The organism is Sphaerisporangium rhizosphaerae (assembly GCF_042665155.1).
Taxonomy (GTDB): Bacteria; Actinomycetota; Actinomycetes; order Streptosporangiales; family Streptosporangiaceae; genus Sphaerisporangium; species Sphaerisporangium rhizosphaerae.
This window is the reverse complement of the sequence record NZ_JBHTCG010000025.1, coordinates 51019-68086: the sequence shown is the minus strand read 5'-3', so window position 1 is coordinate 68086 and position 17068 is coordinate 51019. Positions and strand designations below refer to the sequence as shown.

The window sequence follows — 17068 nt, the reverse complement described above, 5'->3', positions numbered from 1 at the left end:
GAAATCCCCGGCCGGCGGTGAGCCGGCGCCTCCGCCGCCGGCCTCCGCACGTCATGACGTTCGCCTCGATCCACTGACGCTGCCTTCGGCGACGACATCGCGGTTCGTGATTCTGCTCGTGGTCGCCGCCGCGGGCGCCCTGTTCCTCGACTATGTATTCCTCAGCGATATTCAGGCGTCCACCCCCGGCAATCCCCTGGTGGACAGAAGCCACTGCGCGAAGACCCTCGGCACCGATTTTCAGGCGGCCAGGACGGGTCTCGGGCTGGCGTACTACCAGTGCGAGCGGCTCGCCTCCATGCGCTTCGCCACGATCGCTCTGGTCTCGGTCCCCGCGCTGGCGATGGTGACCTTCCTCATCTACCGGCTCTATCCTCTGCTGATCGGGCGGAGGCTGCGCACCGTGCCGCTGTCCTCGCGGGCCGCGGACCTGCCGGAGCACGTCGTCGCGATCATCGACGGCATGGTGGCGCGTGCCGGCCGGCCCGTGGACATCAGGATCGCCCTGAACCGGCCGACGACCGGCGGCCGGGCCTTCGGTCACTACCCGCGCTACCGCGTGGTGCTCGACCTCGGGCTGCTGGCGCAGGCCGCGGACGACTCCGGGCCGCTGCGCGCGGTCCTGGCGCACGAGTTGATGCACGTCCGCAACCGTGACATCGACCTCACCTACCTGGCCATGTCCGTGTGGTGGGCGTTCCTGCTGGTGGTCGTGGCACCCTTCCTCGCCGCCGGCCTGTGGTACCCGGCGTCGGTCGCCGCCATGTCGTGGCGGGTCGCGCTGCTGGTGGCGCTGCTCTGGTTCGCGCGCGCCGCGGTGCTGCGCTCGCGGGAGTTCTACGCCGATCTGCGGGCCGCCGAGGCCGGCGCCGGCGCGCCTCTGCGGGAGATCCTGCGCGGACGCGCGGCGATGGAACGTGACAGCCGCCCAGCGCGCATGCTGAGGGCCTTCTCCTACCACCCGGCCGCCCGCGCCCGGCTGGCCGTCCTGGACGACGCCGCACCGCTGTTCCGCCTGTACCCGAGCGACGGCTTCGTCGTCGGTGCGTTCGTCGGGCTGGCGTTCACCCCGCTGCTGATGATCGCGCGGATGTTCTGGACCAGCGTCATGTGGACCGGCGTCGCGGTGGGGCTCATCTTCAGCGCGTTGCTGGCCGGGTCGCTGGGCGGCGCGATCTGGCGGCAGACCCATCACCGCCTGGCCGCCGGCCGGCCGCCGGGCGGGATCGCCGCCGGAGCCGCCGCGCTCGCCGCCGGCATCCTGGCCGGACAGCTCGTCACGCCGCCGCTGTTCCCGATCAACGGCCTGACCTACCTGGTGACCGGTGCGCCGGTCGCCGCCGTGGGCCTGGTAGCCGTGCTCTTCGCGCTGAGCTACCTCATGTTGCGCTGGGTCGCGGTGTGCGCCGGAGGGTGGCTGCCGGTGGTGCGCCGGCCCCGGCGGGCCTATGTCGCGGGGGTCGTCGTCGCCGCGGTCGTGCTCGGAGGCTGGCTCGCCATCTGGTTCCAGATGCAGGCGCTCATGATGGAGACGCGCGCTCCCGCCGACATGATCAGCCTCACGGTGTTCAGCATCGCGCTCAACCAGCCGATGCTCGTCGCGGTCGCGGTCGCGCTGCTGTATCCCGCGCTGGCGTGGACCTATACACGGCTCCGCCGGCGCCCTGACGGCGTCCCGCTCGCCGCCTCGCTGGTGCCGGTGCCCGTCGCCCTCGCCACGGTACTCGCCGTGGCCGTGGCCTCCACGGTGGTGCCGCTGGCCTTCCTGGAGCAGGTCCGCCTGGCCGACCGGGCCGCCGCCGGCGCCCAAGGGGTGAACTTCGGCGGGTTTCTGCCTCCGCTGGTCATCGGAGCGATGATGTCCACCCTGGTCGGGTTGGTGGTGGGCCTGACGGTGGGCGGCCGGCGGCGCACTTCGCCGGTGGTGATGAGCACCGGCCTGGCCTCGCTGATCACCGGGCCCTACGTGCTGTTGATGTCGTTCGCGGCCGTGTGGCTGGCCGAGTGCGGCGGATGGCCCGGGGCGTTGGTGTGCCTGCAGAAGATGCCCGCGTCCACGATCAGCGCCAGCGGGGCGCTGGTCGGCATGTGGTTCTCCGCGGTGTGCGTCGCCGGGGTCGCCGCCGCGGCGGCCGGCAGCGGCATCCGCGCGGCGGTCGAGGCCGCACGGCGCAGGCCCCTGCGGACGCCATCGCCGCCGCCGCGGGCGCGGCCCGTGCGCGGCGTCGCGGCCATGCTGCCCTTCGCCGCCGTGTTCGCGCTGTTCGTCTATGTCATCGCCCATCCGGTGTTCGTGCCCTACACGGCGCTCGGTCCGGCCAATGCAGAGGCGATCCGGCGGCAGCCGATGCCCGCGCCGAACTCCTGGACCGGGGCGGTGGCCTGTACGACGATCCAGCGGCTGTTCAACGATTACACGTTGGGGGACGTCACCCAGGCGGGGGGCATCAGGTCGGCGCAGGCGGTGGCCGCCGCGGTGGGGAGCGACAACGGACCGCTGGCCGCCCTCGGCCGGGAGTTGGCCGCGCACATGAGGGCCGCCGAGGAGCGGGAGGTCAACGACATGAACCAGGCGGTGAGCTGGTACTGCGACCTGACCATCGGCTCCCGCCGCCCCACGGGCGCCGCCTGACGGAACGAATGCCGAACACGCCGATGAGGGGCCGAGAACCATCGCCGGACCCGGGGCGACGAGGGCCCCGAACGGCGGCCGGGACACCTACGACCAGGGACGGGGACGGCCGAGGCGGCTCGGCGAAGGCGGCTGCGCCCTGCACACCGGCTGACCTCGGAGGTCAGACCTTGCGGCCGGTGTCGCCGGAGAAGGCCGCCAGTGCGCCGAGGCCGATGTAGACCAGACCGCTGGCCACGTCCAGGCGGCGGGCGGCGATGGACGAGCGGCGCAGCCGGCCGGCGAGGGCGGCCGACAGCAGCGCGTAGGTGCCGTCGCTGGCCATGCCCAGGGCGATCCAGATCAGCCCGAGCAGGACGATCTGCGGCGCGACCGGACCGCGTCCCGGGTCCACGAACTGCGGCAGGAAGGCCAGGAAGAACAGCGCCGTCTTGGGGTTGAGCACGTTGACCACGAAGCCCTCGCCGAACATGCGCGAGCGCGAGACCGGCTCGGCCTCCTTGGCGAGCGCGCCGGTCCGGGCGAACAGTTTGCGCAGACCGAGGTAGAGCAGGTACGCGGCGCCGGCGTACTTCACCGCGGTGAACGCGGTGGCCGAGGCGGCGAGCAGCGCGCTGACGCCGAGCGCGGCGGCCACCACGTGGACGACCGAGCCCGCGTGGATGCCGGCGACCGACACCAGCCCGGCGGCCCTTCCCTGCGCCACGCTGCGGGTGACGATGTAGACGACGGCGGGTCCCGGGACGAGCAACAGGGCGAGCGTCGCCGCGGTGAAGACGGCGAGCGCGGTCATGGATGGCATGTCGCCGATGGTAGGAATCATCCCGCCCCCAGGTCCATCGATTTCCGCCCCACCGGCCGCTCCACCGGCCGCCTCAGGGAACGGCGTCGGCGAGGGCGGCCAGGAGGGCCGCGGTGGCCGGGGGCTCCGGCGGCTCACCGTAGGTGGCGGCGAAGACGTGCCTGGTCGAGCCGGGGATGGCGCTCGTCCGCACGTCCGGGTGGCGGTGGGCGGCCAGCGCCAGGCCGGGCAGCACGGTCACCCCGAGCCCGGCCGCGACCATCGCCTGAACGGCCACGTAGTCGTCGGTCGTGAAGGCGATCGAGGGCGCGAAGCCGGCCGCGGCGCACAGCTCGAGCAGATGGCCGCGGCACCGGTCGCAGCCGCTGATCCACTTGGCGCCCGCGTACGCGGCCGGCGAGCGGTTCGCGTCGGTCCCGGATGGCTCGGACGCCGCGGACGTCCGGGAGGTCGCGCGAGCATCGAAGGCTCCGGACGATTCGGGCGGGGTGACCAGGAAGCCCGGGTCGTCGAACAGCGCCCTCACGCGGACGCCGTCCTCCTCGGCGGCGGCGGGCACGGGGGCGGTGGCGTACCGGAAGGTGACGGCCACGTCGACCTGGCCGGCGCGCAGCATGGCCAGGGCCTGCGGCGGCTCGGCCTCGACCAGGCGCAGGTCCAGCCCGGGATGCTCCCGGGACAGGCGTACGGCCGCGGCGGGCACGAACGTCCCGAGCGCGGAGGGGAACGCGGCCAGGCGCACGCGGCCCGCGCGCAGGCCGACGTGCGCCGCCAGCTCCGCCGAGGCGGAGTCGAGCCGTCCGATGATCTCGGCGGCGCGGTCGGCGAGGATCAGCCCCGCCTCGGTCAGCCTGATGCCCCGGCCCACCCGCTGGACCAGCCGAGCCCCCGTCTCTGCCTCCAGCCGGGCCAGGTGGTGGCTGACCGACGGCTGGGAGTAGTGCAGCTCGCGGGCGGCGGCCGTCACCGAGCCGTGCCGGGCGACGGCGTCCAGGACGCGGAGCCGCAGCATGTCGAGCATCCATCAACCATATCTATGGATCGTGCCGCGTATTGGCATTGGACCTATGAAAGCGCGCGGGACAGGGTGGTGCCCATGCCGATCGTGTCCTGTCCTCCGGCGCCGCCGTCGTTCACCGACGTCCTGCGCGCCGCCCGCGTCATCGCACCGCACCTGCCGCCGACGCCGATGTGGTCCTACCCCGTGCTCGACGCGCACGTGGGCGCCGAGATCCACGTCAAGCACGAGAACGCCCAGCCGACGGGCGCGTTCAAGGTCCGCGGCGGACTCAACCTGCTCGCCCACCTGCCGGCCGGCGCCGAGAAGGCCGGGGTGCTCACCTACTCCACCGGCAACCACGCCCAGTCGATCGCGTACGCGGCCCGGATCTCCGGGGTTCCCTGCACCGTCGTCATGCCGGAGAACCCGAACCCGGCCAAGGTGGCGGCGGTGGAGGCCCTCGGCGCGGCGGTCGAGATCCGCGGCGCCACGATGGTCGAGACCGGCGCCTACGCGCGGGCGCTCGCCGAGGAGCGCGGCGACCGGCTGATCAGCCCGGCCGGCGACCCGGACCTGATCGCGGGCGTCGGGACGCTCTACCTGGAGATGTTCACCCGGCAGCCGGACCTCGACGCCGTCTTCGTCCCGGTGGGCTCGGGCACCGGCGCCGCCGCGGCCTGCCTGGTCGCCCGCGCGGTCGCCCCGCGCTGCCGCGTGATCGCCGTGCAGTCGTCGCTGGCGCCCGCCGCCCACGACGCCTGGCGCTCCGGCGAGCCCGCCGGGCGGCCGGTCCAGACGGTGGCGGAAGGCCTGGCGACCGGCTCGTCCTTCGCCCTGCCGCAACAGCTGATGCGCGGGCTGGACGACTTCCTGCTCGTCCACGACGATGACCTGCGCGCCGCACAGCGCCTGCTGCTCACCAAGGCCCACACCCTGGCCGAACTGGCCGGCGCCGCCGCCCTGGCCGGGCTGCTCGCCGTCGGGGAACGGTTCACCGGGCGCAAGGTCGCCGTCGTCTGCACGGGCGCCAACGCGAGCCCCGCCGAACTCCGGCGCCTGCTCGCCGACGACTAGGACCCCAGCGGCTGTTCAGCGACGCCAGGACTCCGGTGGTCGTTCGCCGACGGCCAGGACTCCGGTGGCTGGTCGCCGACGGCCAGGACTCCGGTGGCTGGTCGCCGACGAACAGGACTCCGGCGGCTGTTCAACGACGGCCAGGTGTCCTGGGTCATGGCGTCGATCTAGGGGGCGGGGTCGGGGCCGCAGGTCCAGGAGTCGTCGAGCACCTCGAAGACATCCCCGTACAGGGACGGGTCCCACCCGTCCCGCACGTACAGCCGCGAGACCACGTCGGACGGGGCGCCCAGCAGGTCCTCCGACGCCTCCTCGCCCACCAGACGGGTGGCCGCCGCCAGGTCGTTCACCCGGATCCGGTAGCGGGCCTCCAGGGTCACCACCGGGGCCTGCCCGTCCGCGGCGGCCTCCTCCTGCTCCTCGGCGGAGTCCGGCTCCTCGTCCAGGTCGCTGAACGGGTTGCCCCATCCGGCCTGGTCGGCGCACAGCGCGGCGTAGGCGACGGCGGAGGCGCGCAGGCGGTTGACCGCCTGCACCACCCGCGGGTAGTCCTCGGGGGACTCGGCGAGGATCCGGGCGTGCTCCTCGACGGCCCTGCCCAGATCGCGGGCGCCGGTCAGCAGGTCGCCGTTCCCGGGTGCCTGGTTGTCGGTCTGGGACTCATTCACGATCGTCTACTCCTGGAACGGGAAGTGCCTGGTGTGCATGATCTCACCACGGTTGTTGAGGTAGTCCACGTGGAAGTGGTCGTCGGACTTGCACGGGCCGCGGAACACCGCTCTGCTGCCTCCGTCGGCGGCCGCCGTCCTGGCCTGTGACTCCGCGTCCCCTCTGCTTCCCGCCTTGCGGACCCCCGAGTTGGTCTTGTTGGCGGAGTTCTGCCGCCGGCGGGCGGACATCTGCATGATGGACGGCTTGCCGGGCCCGTCCACTTTAGGCGGCCGGAAACGGGGGACGCCTCCGGGGATGTGCCGTGGTCCGCCGGCCATGGCGAGCGGGGGACCGCCGAACGGGCCGCGGGCGTTGCGCAGGATGCGTTCCAGGGGCTCGGTGACCTTGCGGGCGAGGCCGGGGGCGAGCACCCGGGCGCCGCCCTCGCCGGCCTCGCGCAGGATCCTGCCCATGGCGGCCCGCGCGGCGAGCACGGTGGCCGTGGCGGTGCCGAGAGCGAGCGGGCCGCCGGCGAGCATGCTGGTCGCGAGCTTGACCGTGGCGGCGGCGGCCTGCGAGATCACCGCGATCTTCGTGCCGGTGACGACGGTGGCCGTGCCGTCGAGCAGGACGGGCGCGTAGGAGCTCGCCCGCGTCGCCAGCCCGAGGTGGCCGGTGCCACCGGTCTTCTCCCAGTGGCCGGCCAGGGCGGTCGCGGACGCGCCCTTGTAGTCGGCCCCGGTCGTGCGGACCACCTGGTCGGCGCCCTCGGAGGAGGCCGCCGACTGGCCGGTGAGCCGGCGCCAGGAGTCCGCCTCGTGACGGATCTTGCTCTCGCTGATGTTGGGCCAGGGGACTCCGGCCATGTTGAGCATGCCGGAGGCCCAGGGCGGAAGCATCACGTCCATGTGACGCCCAGGTCCCCGTCCAGTCCGGCCATGCCGCCGACCAGGTCGTCCTCCGCGTACGAGACCCGCCCGCTCGCGGTGGAGAGCCCGTCCCCGGTGGCGGTGATCACCTGGCCCATGTGCGTGTAGGTGGCGAGCGCGGTGTTCTTGCACTCGGCGTAGGCCGAGATGAGCGGGCTCAGCAGCCCGTCGTCCCCCCATGACCGGGGGTCGTTCTCCAGCAGTCCCCGCACCGCCGACGCGTACTCTTCCCCGTGCGCCCGGAGGTGGGAGCCGGACGCCGAAAGAGCCCCGTGGGCCATGTCGAATCCCCGTTCCATGGTCGCAGGCTAGCCATGATCGGCCACAATTGCGCCACATTCCATTGTGAATCCCGACATCTGGCGTTTACAGCGGTCATTGGTGCCGATCACCGCCCTTCTCGCCGGTACCATCCTCACCAATGGCGCCGTCCCCGCGTTCCGGCGCCGGGTGAGGGAGCGCGTGGTGTCCGATGACCTCGAGCATCTGGAGCGGATCGTCCGCCAGACCGAGGAGGTGATGCGCGGCTTGCGTCAGGCGCAGGCCGCGATCGGGCGGGTCACCGGCGAGGGGGAGGGCGCGGGCGGCCTGGTGCGCGTCGTGTCCGACGGCAGGGGACGGCTCACCGACGTCCGGTTCGACCCGCGCGTCATGCGCCTGGACCCCGACGAGCTGGGCAGACAGGCGCTCAGGGCCGTCCAGGACGCGCAGCGGTCGGCCGTGCGCGCCTCGGAGGAGATCATCGAGCGCGCCCGCGAATCCGCCGAGGGGTTCCCCGAGCCGCTCGACGAGCGGTTCGTGCGGCGCCGGGTCGAACAGGTCGCCCGCGAGATCGAGTGACGGCGGGGGCGCCGGCAAGGAGTGATCGATGGACAGGCTGGACGCCGACCCCGCCAACTGGCGGGACGGCGAGCTGGAGAAGGACGCCGAGCGTGCCGCCCGCATCCTCGCGTGGGTCGAGGAGGGGCAGCACGAACTGGAGGCGATCACTGGGGAGGGCGAGGCCGCGGACGGCCAGATCAAGGTGGTCACGGGCTCCGACGGGCTGGTGCGGGACATCGCGATCACCCGGCGGGCCATGCGCCTGGACAGCGGGTCGCTGGCGGAGGAACTGCTGGCCGCCGTCCACCGTGCGCAGGACGACGCCGAGCGCAAGGGCCGGGAACTTCTCAACGAGGCGCTCGGAGAGGTGCTCCCGGCCGGCGCGTCCGACGTCGAGGCCATCGAGGAGCAGTACGCCCGCATCCTGGACTACTTCGACCGCCCCTGACCGGCCGGAATCCGGCACGACCGGCCGGGACCCGGCACGACCGGCCAGGACTCGGGACGACCGGCCGGGACCCGGACGACCGGACAAGGCCCGGGACGACCGGCCGGGACCCGGACGACCGGACAAGGCCCGGGACGACCGGCCGGGACCCGGGGACGACCTGCCGGGACCGGGGACGACCTGCCGCGACCGGGTCGAAGGGCCCGGCCGCGGTCCGGCCCGGGGGCGCCCGGCCGATGGTCAGGCGCGGGTGAAGAAGCGGCGCAGCACCGGCGCGACCCGCTCCGGGGCGCCGCGCTGGGCCGCGTTGCCCGACGCGCTGTGGCCGAGCCCGGGCAGCTCGGCCCGCTCGGCGTGCGGCAGCACCTTCGCCAGGGCATCGGCGGCCACCCGCATGTACGCCGGGCTCCTGCCGCCGACGAGCAGCAGGATCTCGGCGCGCGTGGCCCTGAGGTCCTCCAGCTCGCGGCTCTGCTCGGCGACCAGCCGGACGTCATGGCGCAGCGTCGGCGCGAGCGCGCGGAACGGCACGTCGTCCGGCCCGGCAACGCCGTCCTCGCGCGCCATCAGCTTGGTGGTGAGCGCCTCCAGCAGCCGACGGGGGACGTAGTCGAACACCTTGGGCCCCATCTGCGTGCCCTTCATGCCGGTGACCAGCGCCGCCGCCGTCCTGCCCTCGGCCATCTCCCGTTCGTGCCGCGCCAGCCAGGCCAGGGACGGCGAGCCGTCGATCGGCAGCGGCGGGTCGAAGACGACGACCCTGGTCACCGCCGGAACCGACAGCGCCGTGCGCAGGGAGACGACGCTGCCTGAGCTGACGCCGAACAGCAGCCGGGCGCCGGTCTCCTCCAGCAAGGCGGCGACGTCCGCCACCTCGGTGCGCAGGCCGTGCCCCTCGCGGTGCGGGCCGCTCAGCCCCCGCCCGCGACGGTCGGGCAGGTAGCAGGTGAAGTCGGAGGCGAGCGCCTGAGCCAGCTCGATGTGGCTGGCGGAGGACTCCATGGCGCCGTGGAGGAGCACCAGGCCGGGACCGCGGCCGAGCCGCCGGTAGCCGATGGTGGTGCCGTCCGCCGAGGTCACCGAGCCGGTGGTCACGGTGGTCGTCGTCGGGCTGGTCGTTGTCGGGTTGGTCGTCGCGTCGGACATGATCTCTCCCATGGTCGGCGCGGGACCGGAGGATCCGGTCCGGCGCGTGTCGGTCGGCATGCGTGCGAACCGGCCCATGCGGGGGAGCCCAGCTATTCTTGCGGTTGCCACCTTGCGGCCGGGTTCCGTCGCCACGGGTCTCGGTTCGAGGTCGAGCCCGGCGGGGTGTTCCCGCACCCCGCCGGGCGTCATGGTCGTCAGTCGTGCGTCATTCGGTCGTGCGTCATTCGGTCGTGCGTCATTCAGTCCTGCGTCATTCAGTCCTGCGTCGTTTGGTCGTGCGTCTTCTGGTCGTGCGTCATCGGTCCGGGTCCGCCGTGCTGCCCCTTTCGGCGATGTCGGCCAGGTCGGGCGGTATGCGGCCCGTCCGGTGATAGTCCCGCCACCCGGCCTGGCCAGGGAAGGAGCCGGCGGTCAGCTCCTCCAGCAGCGCGCTCACCCAGGCCGCCTCGGCCTCGCGGACGGCCAGCTCGTACTCGTCCTCGATGAGGAACAGCCGGGGGACGTCCTGGCGGTCGTGGTCCAGGGCCTCGCGCCGGGTGGCGGTCTCCTCCGCGAGCAGGCGCAGGCGCCGCCGCAGCAGCCCGGCCACCTCGTCGGGCGGCAGGCTCCCCATCACCGAGAGCCCGGCCTGGAAGCTCGACCACTCCGGCTCGGGATCGGACAGCAGCTCGCGGGTCCAGTCGCGCATCTCCTCCTGCCCGGCGTCGGTGATGCGGTAGACGGTGCGCTCGGGGCGGCCGCCCTGCCGGGTGCTCTCGACCGCCTCCAGGAAGCCGTGGCGTTCGAGATTGCGCACCACCGTGTAGAGCGAGCCCCATTTGACCCGCATGTCGTGGTCCTTGCCCCGCGCCCGGAGCATCGAGGCCATCTCGTAGGGGTGCATCGGCCGCTGCACGACGGTGCCCAGGATGGCGAGGGCCAAGAGATTGCCGACCTTGCGCCGCTTCGCCACCGCGCGACCCCTCCTCTATTCGGCTACGATTACTCGTTCACGAGCATACGGTGACGGCTATGCCGGTGACAAGACCCCTTCCGCCTGCGGCCGTGTCCGGGACGGGTCGTAAGCTCGCGGCATGAGCGGTTTCGAGATCGGCACCGACGGTCCGCAGGTGATCGTCGTCGGGGTCGACGGCTCCGAGACCTCCATGCGCGGCACCGCCTACGCTTGGGGGCTCGCCCGCCGCCAGGGCTCTGAGCTGATCTTCGTCTACGTCGTGGTCACCAGCCCGATCACCGCGCTCATCCCCGACGCCTCCGTCAGCGCCATCCAGGCGCAGGAGGAGGCGGGCGCCGAACTGCGCGACCGGCTCGCCAAGGTGGCCGAGTCGATCCAGCCGTGGGTGCGCCACACCTTCCGCATCGAGCGCGGCGACGCCGCCTCGGTCCTGATCCGCGTCGCGAACGAGGTCAGGGCGGACGCCGTGGTCGTCGGCTCCTCGGCCCAGGCCGGCCACCGGCTGATGGGCTCGGTGGCCGTCCGCCTGGTCCGCGCCGGCCGCTGGCCGGTCACCGTCGTCCCCTGACCCGCGCCCCGGCCCGTGCCCCGGTCCGCGCCCCGACGCGCGCCTCGACCCGCGGCCGTACTCGCGCCTTCGGCCCGGGCCGCTGCCCGCGTCTCTGACCCGCGTCTCTGACCCGCGTCTCTGACCCGCGCCCGTGATCCTTGGCGAGCCGTTCGCTGAACGTTTCAAGCCGTTCACACATGTGAAACAGATCCCAAGATGAGGAATCGGCGACCGCCCAGCTAGGAGGCCGTGGCCGGCATTTCGCCACGGGAAAGACTTTCCGCGTCCTCACCAGGCGGGTTGACAGCCATGAGGGCGATTTTTACCTTCAACTCGTTCGCTTACATGTACGCCATACACATATGTGAACAGTGTGGCGAGCCCTACGAACCCCGAGGAGTGATCGTGGGCGTGATCGTGAACAGAAGGCGGGCGGGCGCCGTGCTCGCCCTGGCGGCGGCCTCAGGTGTGGTGCTGGCCGGCTGCATCGTCGCCGGAGTGCCCGCCTCCGCGGCGCCGGCGTCGGGCGCCGCGCTCCAGGCCGCGATGGCCGCCCCGACCGACCTGGTCGGCTGGGCCACCCAGGGCGGCGGCACCACCGGCGGCGGGAACCTCTCACCCACCAACGTCTCCAGCGCCTCGGCGCTGACCTCGGCGCTGTCGTCGTCCAGCGCCGCGGTGATCCGCGTCTCCGGGACGATCTCCTGCTCGGGCATGCTCAAGGTCGCCTCCAACAAGACCGTCCTGGGCAACGCGGGAGCCACGCTGGTCGGCTGCGGCCTCAACGTGACCAAGGCGTCCAACGTGATCATCCGGAACCTGACCTTCCGTGACTGGAACGACGACGGCATCAACGTGCAGTACTCGACCCGGGTCTGGCTGGACCACAACACCCTCAGCCACGGCCACGACGGCGCCATCGACATCAAGCGCTCCAGCGACTACGTCACCGTCTCCTGGAACCGCTTCTTCAACCACGACAAGACCATGCTCCTCGGCCACAGCGACGACAACGCCTCCGAGGACGTCGGCCACCTGCGCGTGACCTACCACCACAACTTCTTCGACGGCACCAACCAGCGTCACCCGCGCGTGCGCTTCGGCAACCCGGTGCACGTCTACAACAACTACTACCGCAGCGTCGGATCCGGAGGCGGCTACGGCGTCGCGTCCACCGAGGGCGCGGGCGTCCTGGTCGAGGGCAACTACTTCGAGAACACCCCGGACCCGTTCCACCGCGGCGAGGCGGACTCCGGTCCGGGCAGCCTCGTGGCCCGCAACAACTACTTCGTGAACTCGGGCGCGGGGGACGCCGGCGGCAGCGTCGCCTCCATCCCCTACTCCTACTCGCTCGACACCGCGTCGAACGTCAAGTCGATCGTCACCGCGAGCGCCGGCGCCGGCAAGATCAGCGTCTGACGCCGTTCGTGCGAACCGGACCCAGCGGTCACAGAAACAAGGAGAGAACAAACGTGAGCCTCATCATGAGGACGAGGAGGACGGGCAGAATGCTCGTCCTGACCGTCGCGGCCGGCGTCGCGCTGGTGGCGGGCGTCACCGGCGCGGGCATGGCGGCCGCCGCGGCGCCGACGTCCGGCTCCTACACCCTGGTCAACGCCGGGAGCGGGCTGTGCCTGGACGCGCCGGGCGGCTCCGACGGCACCCAGCTGGTCCAGTCGTCCTGTAGCGGCGGCGGCAACCAGATCTGGACGCTCGCCTCGGCGAGCGGCGGCGTCACGCTCAAGGCCGGCGGCACCGGCAAGTGCGCGGGCGTCAAGGACGCGAGCACCTCCGCGGGCAAGGCCGTGCAACTGGAGAGCTGCTCGGGAGCCTCCTCGCAGTCCTGGCAGCTCACCGAGTCCGGGTCCGACTACCGCGTGGTCAACGCCAACGGCGGCAAGTGCCTGAACGTCAAGGACAGCTCGACCAGTCCGGGCGCGCTCATCCAGCAGAACTCCTGCGACTCGGTGACCAGCAAGCAGTGGAGGCTGGCGCCGGCCGGGTCGACCCCGACTCCGACGGCCACGCCCACCCGGACCCCCACGCCGACGCCCACGCCGACGCCCCCGCCGAGTGGCGGCGGCACCATCCCGACCTTCCCCTCGCCGAGCGGCTCGGTGAAGGTCGACGCCACCATCCAGGTGTCGGGCACCTTCGACGGCGGGATGAAGCGCTACTACGGCATCGGTGACGGCGGCCAGAGCGAGAGCCAGGACCCGGTGTTCGAGCTGGCGGCCGGCTCGACGATCAAGAACGTCATCATCGGCGCGCCGGCCGGTGACGGCATCCACTGCAACGGCAACTGCACGATCCAGAACGTCTGGTGGGAGGACGTGGGCGAGGACGCCGCGACCTTCCTCGGCGGCAACGACTACTACGTCACCGGCGGCGGCGCCAAGTCGGCCTCGGACAAGGTGTTCCAGCACAACGGCCCGGGCACCGTCCACATCAGCAACTTCTTCGTCGGCAGCTCCGGCAAGCTGTACCGGGCGTGCGGCAACTGCTCCAGCTCCTACCAGCGCCACGTGGTGATGAACGGCATCGTCGCCCAGAGCACCAAGGTGCTGGCCGGGATCAACACCAACTGGGGCGACACCGCGCGGTTCAGCAACATCACCGTCTACGGCAGCGCGAGCAGCACCAGCATCTGCGACAAGTACAAGGGCGTGCCCAAGGGCAGCGAGCCGACGAAGATCGGCAGCGGCGCCGACGGCGTGAACTGCATCTACTCGCCTTCGGACATCACCTACAAGTGATGCCCTGTAAAGGGCAGGAGCCCCCGTGCCGCGCCGGCACGGGGGCTCCGCCGTTCACCGTGAATGCCTGGCCCCGCGTGCCCCAAGGGTTCGAAGGCCGGACGGCTCGAAGGCTCGAACGGCTCAGATCGCGCCGTAGTCGGCCAGGAACAGGGCCTCGGCGGTGGCGGCGCGGCGCAGCTCCTCGATGACCAGGCGCTCGTTCGGCGCGTGGATGGCGGCGCCGTCGTCCTCGGCGCCGAACAGCAGGATCTCGGCCGCCGGGTACTGCTTGAGCAGCGTGGCCACCAGCGGGATCGAGCCGCCCGAGCCGATGTCGCGCGGCGCCCGGCCGAAGGCGCGCTCCATCGCCCGGTCGAGCGCGGCCCTGGCCCGGCCGCCGCCGTCGGCCTGGAACCCCGAGCCGAGGACCAGGTCGGTCACCGACGCCTCCACCCCCCAGGGCGCGGCGTGACGCAGGTGCTCGGCCACGTCGTTGGCGGCGGTCTTGGGGTCGCCGGACGGGGGGACGCGGACGGTGACGCGGGCCCGCGCCACCGGCTGGACCGCGTTGATCGCCCCCTGCACCGACGGCACGTCCAGCCCGGTGACCGTGATCGCGTACGAGGCCCAGAGGCGGTCGGCCAGCGAGCCGGAGCCGACCAGGGACACCCCGTCCAGCACGCCGGCGGTCGCCCGGAACTCCTCCTCGGCGGGGCCGGCGCCGAGGAAGACCCCGCGCGGCAGCCCGGGCACCCGGACGTCGCCGTTCTCGTCGTGCAACGAGGCCAGCATGCGGATCAGCGCCGCCAGCGCGTCGGGGGCGGCGCCGCCGAACGAGCCGCTGTGCACCGACTCGGCCAGGGTGCGCACCTCGACGGTGAAGGCCGCCATCCCGCGTAGCGACGTCGTCACGGTCGCGTCGCCCACGCTGGGGTTGCCGGTGTCGGCCACGATGATGGCGTCGGCGCGCAGCAGCTCGGGGTTGCGCTCGACGAACTCCTCCAGGCGCTCGCCGGCGTACTCCTCCTGGCCCTCGATGATGACCTTGATGCCCACGGGGAACCGGCCCTGGAAGGACCGCAGGGCCAGGACGTGCGCCAGCACGCCCGACTTGTCGTCGGCGACGCCGCGGCCGTACAGGGCGCCGTCGACGAACGTCGGCTCGAACGGGGGCGTGCGCCACAGCGCGGGGTCCCCGGCGGGCTGGACGTCGTAGTGCGCGTACAGCAGCACGGTCGGGGCGCCGGGCGGGGCGGGCGCCTCGCCGTAGACGGCGGGGAAGCTTCCGTCGACCGGGATCTGCCGGACCTGCGCGAGCCCGGTGCCGCGCAGCAGTTCCTCGGTCATCGCGGCCGCCGCGTACACCGGCTCCTCGGGATGACCGGGGAAGGCGACCGAGGGGATGGCGGCGAGCCGGGTGAGCTCCTCCACCGCCCTCGGCATCTCGGCTGCTACGGCGTTCTCGATCTGATCAGGAGTCACGGCTGTCTGTTCCCCGTATCGGCTGAGTTCTGATTCGACACATTGCATCACAGTCAGAACGCGCGTCGTGCCCTCGTCCGAGGTCCGGGGGCCCTTCGGGGAGATCGGGAAAGCGACCGGTCCGCGGTATGTCCCCGTGTGCCGGGCGGCCTCGCCCGGCGGGACGCGTTACATCGGTTCCGCGTGCCCACCGAGGATTCGCGTTCGACACACCCACACGGATTTCGTCGTTGTTACATACCGATATCGCGGATTCCGAAGTTCTTGCATAGTGTCGCCACGCAACCAGTTGTAATCACCCGTGTGGAACATGCACACTGAGGGCAGTCGAGATCACGAGGAAAGATAGCCATGACGCGACCTGAGACCGACACGGCCGCCGTCCTGAAGGCAGCGCAGGACAACCTGTGGCTGCACTTCACCCGGCACAGCGCCCACGACGCCGCGCAGGTGCCGACGATCGTCCGGGGCGACGGTGCCTACATCTACGACCTCAACGGCAAGCGCTACCTCGACGGGCTGTCCGGCCTGTTCGTCGTGCAGATGGGGCACGGGCGGGCCGAACTGGCCGAGGCGGCGGCCAAGCAGGCGCAGGATCTCGCGTTCTTCCCCCTGTGGTCGTTCGCCCACCCCAAGGCCGCCGAACTGGCCCAGCGCCTGGCCGGCCTGACCCCCGGCGACCTCAACCGGGTGTTCTTCACCACCGGCGGCGGCGAGGCCGTCGAGTCGGCCTGGAAGCTCGCCAAGCAGTACTTCAAGCTCGTCGGCAAGCCGCTGAAGCACAAGGTCATCAGCCGGGCCATCGCCTACCACGGCACCCCGCAGGGCGCGCTGTCGATCACCGGCATCCCGGCGTTCAAGCAGTTCTTCGAGCCGCTGGTGCCGGGCTCGGTGCGCGTTCCCAACACCAACCACTACCGCGCCGACGAGATCACCGGCATGCCGGGCATGAGCCCCGAGCAGTTCGGCCGCTGGGCCGCCGACCAGGTCGGCAAGGCCATCGAGATGGAGGGCCCCGACACCGTCGCGGCCGTCTTCGTCGAGCCCGTGCAGAACGCCGGCGGCTGCTTCCCGCCGCCGCCCGGATACTTCCAGCGTCTGCGCGAGATCTGCGACCAGTATGACGTGCTGCTGGTCTCGGACGAGGTGATCTGCGCCTTCGGCCGGCTCGGCACGATGTTCGGCGGGCAGAAGTTCGACTACGTCCCCGACATCATCACCTGTGCCAAGGGTCTGACCAGCGGATACTCGCCGATCGGCGCGATGATCGCCTCCGAGCGGCTGTTCGAGCCGTTCAAGTCGGGCGCCACGATGTTCGCCCACGGCTACACCTTCGGCGGCCACCCCGTCTCCTCGGCGGTCGCGCTGGCCAACCTCGACCTGTTCGAGCGCGAGGACATCCTCGGCCACGTGCAGCGCAACGAGCCGGTCTTCCGCGCCACCCTCGAGCGGCTCCGCGACCTGCCGATCGTCGGCGACGTGCGCGGCTCGGGCTACTTCTACGGCATCGAACTGGTCAAGGACAAGGACACCAAGCAGACCTTCGACGAGGCCGAGTCCGAGCGGCTGCTGCGCGGCTTCCTGTCCAACGCCCTGTACGACGCCGGCCTCTACTGCCGCGCCGACGACCGCGGCGACCCGGTCGTCCAGCTCGCGCCCCCGCTCATCTGCGGCCCGAAGGAGTTCGACGAGATCGAGTCGATCCTCCGCTCGGTGCTGACCGAAGCCTGGAACCGCCTGTAGCGGCCGTTCCGGCGTCCTGCCCGTGCCTGGAAGCCAAGGCCCGTACCTCGTTCCGGCACTCCCACAGTCTCGCCATTCCCGAAAGGACTCCGT

The 17068-nt window shown here is 72.1% G+C and carries 16 protein-coding genes; 8 read left to right on the top strand and 8 right to left on the bottom strand.

The window, feature by feature from the left end; translation table 11 throughout:
• Positions 1-106 precede the first annotated feature (106 nt).
• Entirely contained in the window at positions 107-2632 is a 2526-nt protein-coding gene (locus tag ACFQSB_RS29005; RefSeq protein WP_380830050.1) for a M48 family metallopeptidase, read from the top strand.
• A gap of 163 nt (positions 2633-2795) precedes the next feature.
• Here the strand turns inward: ACFQSB_RS29005 and ACFQSB_RS29000 are convergent, their stop codons facing one another.
• Together ACFQSB_RS29000 and ACFQSB_RS28995 are read right to left on the bottom strand one after the other, a co-directional pair.
• The gene (locus ACFQSB_RS29000) at positions 2796-3434 is read right to left on the bottom strand and encodes a LysE family translocator (RefSeq protein WP_380830049.1); all 639 of its coding nucleotides are present in this window, start codon (positions 3432-3434) and stop codon (positions 2796-2798) included.
• A gap of 73 nt (positions 3435-3507) precedes the next feature.
• Positions 3508-4455 carry a LysR family transcriptional regulator gene (locus tag ACFQSB_RS28995; RefSeq protein WP_380830048.1) on the bottom strand — a complete coding sequence of 316 codons (948 nt, stop codon included), beginning with the start codon at positions 4453-4455 and terminating at the stop codon, positions 3508-3510.
• A gap of 75 nt (positions 4456-4530) precedes the next feature.
• On the opposite strand from ACFQSB_RS28995, the gene ACFQSB_RS28990 reads away from it, so the two are divergent.
• Positions 4531-5508: a threonine ammonia-lyase gene (locus ACFQSB_RS28990; RefSeq protein ID WP_380830047.1), complete on the top strand. Its 978-nt coding sequence runs from the start codon at positions 4531-4533 to the stop codon at positions 5506-5508.
• Positions 5509-5675: 167 nt separating this feature from the next.
• On the opposite strand, the gene ACFQSB_RS28985 is transcribed toward ACFQSB_RS28990, so the two are convergent.
• Genes ACFQSB_RS28985 through ACFQSB_RS28975 form a run of 3 tightly spaced genes read right to left on the bottom strand, consistent with a single transcriptional unit; the run spans position 5676 to position 7387 of the window.
• Positions 5676-6176 carry a hypothetical protein gene (locus ACFQSB_RS28985; RefSeq protein WP_380830046.1) on the bottom strand — a complete coding sequence of 167 codons (501 nt, stop codon included), beginning with the start codon at positions 6174-6176 and terminating at the stop codon, positions 5676-5678.
• 6 nt (positions 6177-6182) lie between these two features.
• The gene (locus ACFQSB_RS28980) at positions 6183-7067 is read right to left on the bottom strand and encodes a WXG100-like domain-containing protein (RefSeq protein WP_380830045.1); all 885 of its coding nucleotides are present in this window, start codon (positions 7065-7067) and stop codon (positions 6183-6185) included.
• Entirely contained in the window at positions 7058-7387 is a 330-nt protein-coding gene (locus tag ACFQSB_RS28975; RefSeq protein ID WP_380830044.1) for a hypothetical protein, read from the bottom strand. The genes ACFQSB_RS28980 and ACFQSB_RS28975 overlap by 10 nt, the downstream gene beginning before the upstream one ends.
• Positions 7388-7553: 166 nt before the next feature.
• Between ACFQSB_RS28975 and ACFQSB_RS28970 the strand changes: the two genes are divergently transcribed.
• Together ACFQSB_RS28970 and ACFQSB_RS28965 are read left to right on the top strand one after the other, a co-directional pair.
• Positions 7554-7928 (top strand): YbaB/EbfC family nucleoid-associated protein, encoded by a 375-nt coding sequence (locus ACFQSB_RS28970; protein WP_354836697.1) that lies wholly within the window; start codon positions 7554-7556, stop codon positions 7926-7928.
• A 28-nt stretch (positions 7929-7956) separates the two neighbouring features.
• The gene (locus ACFQSB_RS28965) at positions 7957-8358 is read left to right on the top strand and encodes a YbaB/EbfC family nucleoid-associated protein (protein WP_354836695.1); all 402 of its coding nucleotides are present in this window, start codon (positions 7957-7959) and stop codon (positions 8356-8358) included.
• 240 nt (positions 8359-8598) lie between these two features.
• Here ACFQSB_RS28965 and ACFQSB_RS28960 read toward each other — a convergent pair whose 3' ends face one another.
• Both ACFQSB_RS28960 and ACFQSB_RS28955 read right to left on the bottom strand, forming a co-directional pair.
• On the bottom strand, positions 8599-9504 hold the full coding sequence (locus ACFQSB_RS28960) for an alpha/beta fold hydrolase (RefSeq protein WP_380830042.1): 906 nt from the start codon (positions 9502-9504) through the stop codon (positions 8599-8601).
• A gap of 298 nt (positions 9505-9802) precedes the next feature.
• Positions 9803-10459 (bottom strand): PadR family transcriptional regulator, encoded by a 657-nt coding sequence (locus ACFQSB_RS28955; protein WP_380830041.1) that lies wholly within the window; start codon positions 10457-10459, stop codon positions 9803-9805.
• Positions 10460-10580: 121 nt separating this feature from the next.
• On the opposite strand from ACFQSB_RS28955, the gene ACFQSB_RS28950 reads away from it, so the two are divergent.
• The 3 genes from ACFQSB_RS28950 (at position 10581) to ACFQSB_RS28940 (ending at position 13768) form a co-directional block, all read left to right on the top strand.
• A complete protein-coding gene (locus tag ACFQSB_RS28950) occupies positions 10581-11030 on the top strand; it encodes a universal stress protein (RefSeq protein WP_354836689.1) in 450 nt (149 codons plus the stop codon).
• Between the two features lie 387 nt (positions 11031-11417).
• A complete protein-coding gene (locus tag ACFQSB_RS28945) occupies positions 11418-12431 on the top strand; it encodes a pectate lyase family protein (protein ID WP_380830040.1) in 1014 nt (337 codons plus the stop codon).
• Positions 12432-12520: 89 nt separating this feature from the next.
• Entirely contained in the window at positions 12521-13768 is a 1248-nt protein-coding gene (locus ACFQSB_RS28940) for a pectate lyase (RefSeq protein ID WP_380830039.1), read from the top strand.
• Between the two features lie 123 nt (positions 13769-13891).
• Here ACFQSB_RS28940 and ACFQSB_RS28935 read toward each other — a convergent pair whose 3' ends face one another.
• Entirely contained in the window at positions 13892-15232 is a 1341-nt protein-coding gene (locus ACFQSB_RS28935; protein ID WP_354916116.1) for a M20/M25/M40 family metallo-hydrolase, read from the bottom strand.
• Between the two features lie 351 nt (positions 15233-15583).
• Here ACFQSB_RS28935 and ACFQSB_RS28930 point away from each other — a divergent pair, with 351 nt between their 5' ends.
• Positions 15584-16975: an aspartate aminotransferase family protein gene (locus ACFQSB_RS28930; protein WP_354836681.1), complete on the top strand. Its 1392-nt coding sequence runs from the start codon at positions 15584-15586 to the stop codon at positions 16973-16975.
• Positions 16976-17068 lie beyond the last annotated feature (93 nt).

Excerpts from the sequence above, each read along its gene's own strand:
- ACFQSB_RS28960 (WP_380830042.1), bottom strand. The coding sequence starts at position 9,504 with ATGTCCGACGCGACGACCAACCCGACAACGACCAGCCCGACGACGACC.
- ACFQSB_RS28965 (WP_354836695.1), top strand. The coding sequence starts at position 7,957 with ATGGACAGGCTGGACGCCGACCCCGCCAACTGGCGGGACGGCGAGCTG.
- ACFQSB_RS29000 (WP_380830049.1), bottom strand. The coding sequence starts at position 3,434 with ATGCCATCCATGACCGCGCTCGCCGTCTTCACCGCGGCGACGCTCGCC.
- ACFQSB_RS28950 (WP_354836689.1), top strand. The coding sequence starts at position 10,581 with ATGAGCGGTTTCGAGATCGGCACCGACGGTCCGCAGGTGATCGTCGTC.
- ACFQSB_RS28930 (WP_354836681.1), top strand. The coding sequence starts at position 15,584 with ATGACGCGACCTGAGACCGACACGGCCGCCGTCCTGAAGGCAGCGCAG.
- ACFQSB_RS28975 (WP_380830044.1), bottom strand. The coding sequence starts at position 7,387 with ATGGAACGGGGATTCGACATGGCCCACGGGGCTCTTTCGGCGTCCGGC.
- ACFQSB_RS28940 (WP_380830039.1), top strand. The coding sequence starts at position 12,521 with ATGCTCGTCCTGACCGTCGCGGCCGGCGTCGCGCTGGTGGCGGGCGTC.
- ACFQSB_RS28995 (WP_380830048.1), bottom strand. The coding sequence starts at position 4,455 with ATGCTCGACATGCTGCGGCTCCGCGTCCTGGACGCCGTCGCCCGGCAC.
- ACFQSB_RS28980 (WP_380830045.1), bottom strand. The coding sequence starts at position 7,067 with ATGGACGTGATGCTTCCGCCCTGGGCCTCCGGCATGCTCAACATGGCC.
- ACFQSB_RS28990 (WP_380830047.1), top strand. The coding sequence starts at position 4,531 with ATGCCGATCGTGTCCTGTCCTCCGGCGCCGCCGTCGTTCACCGACGTC.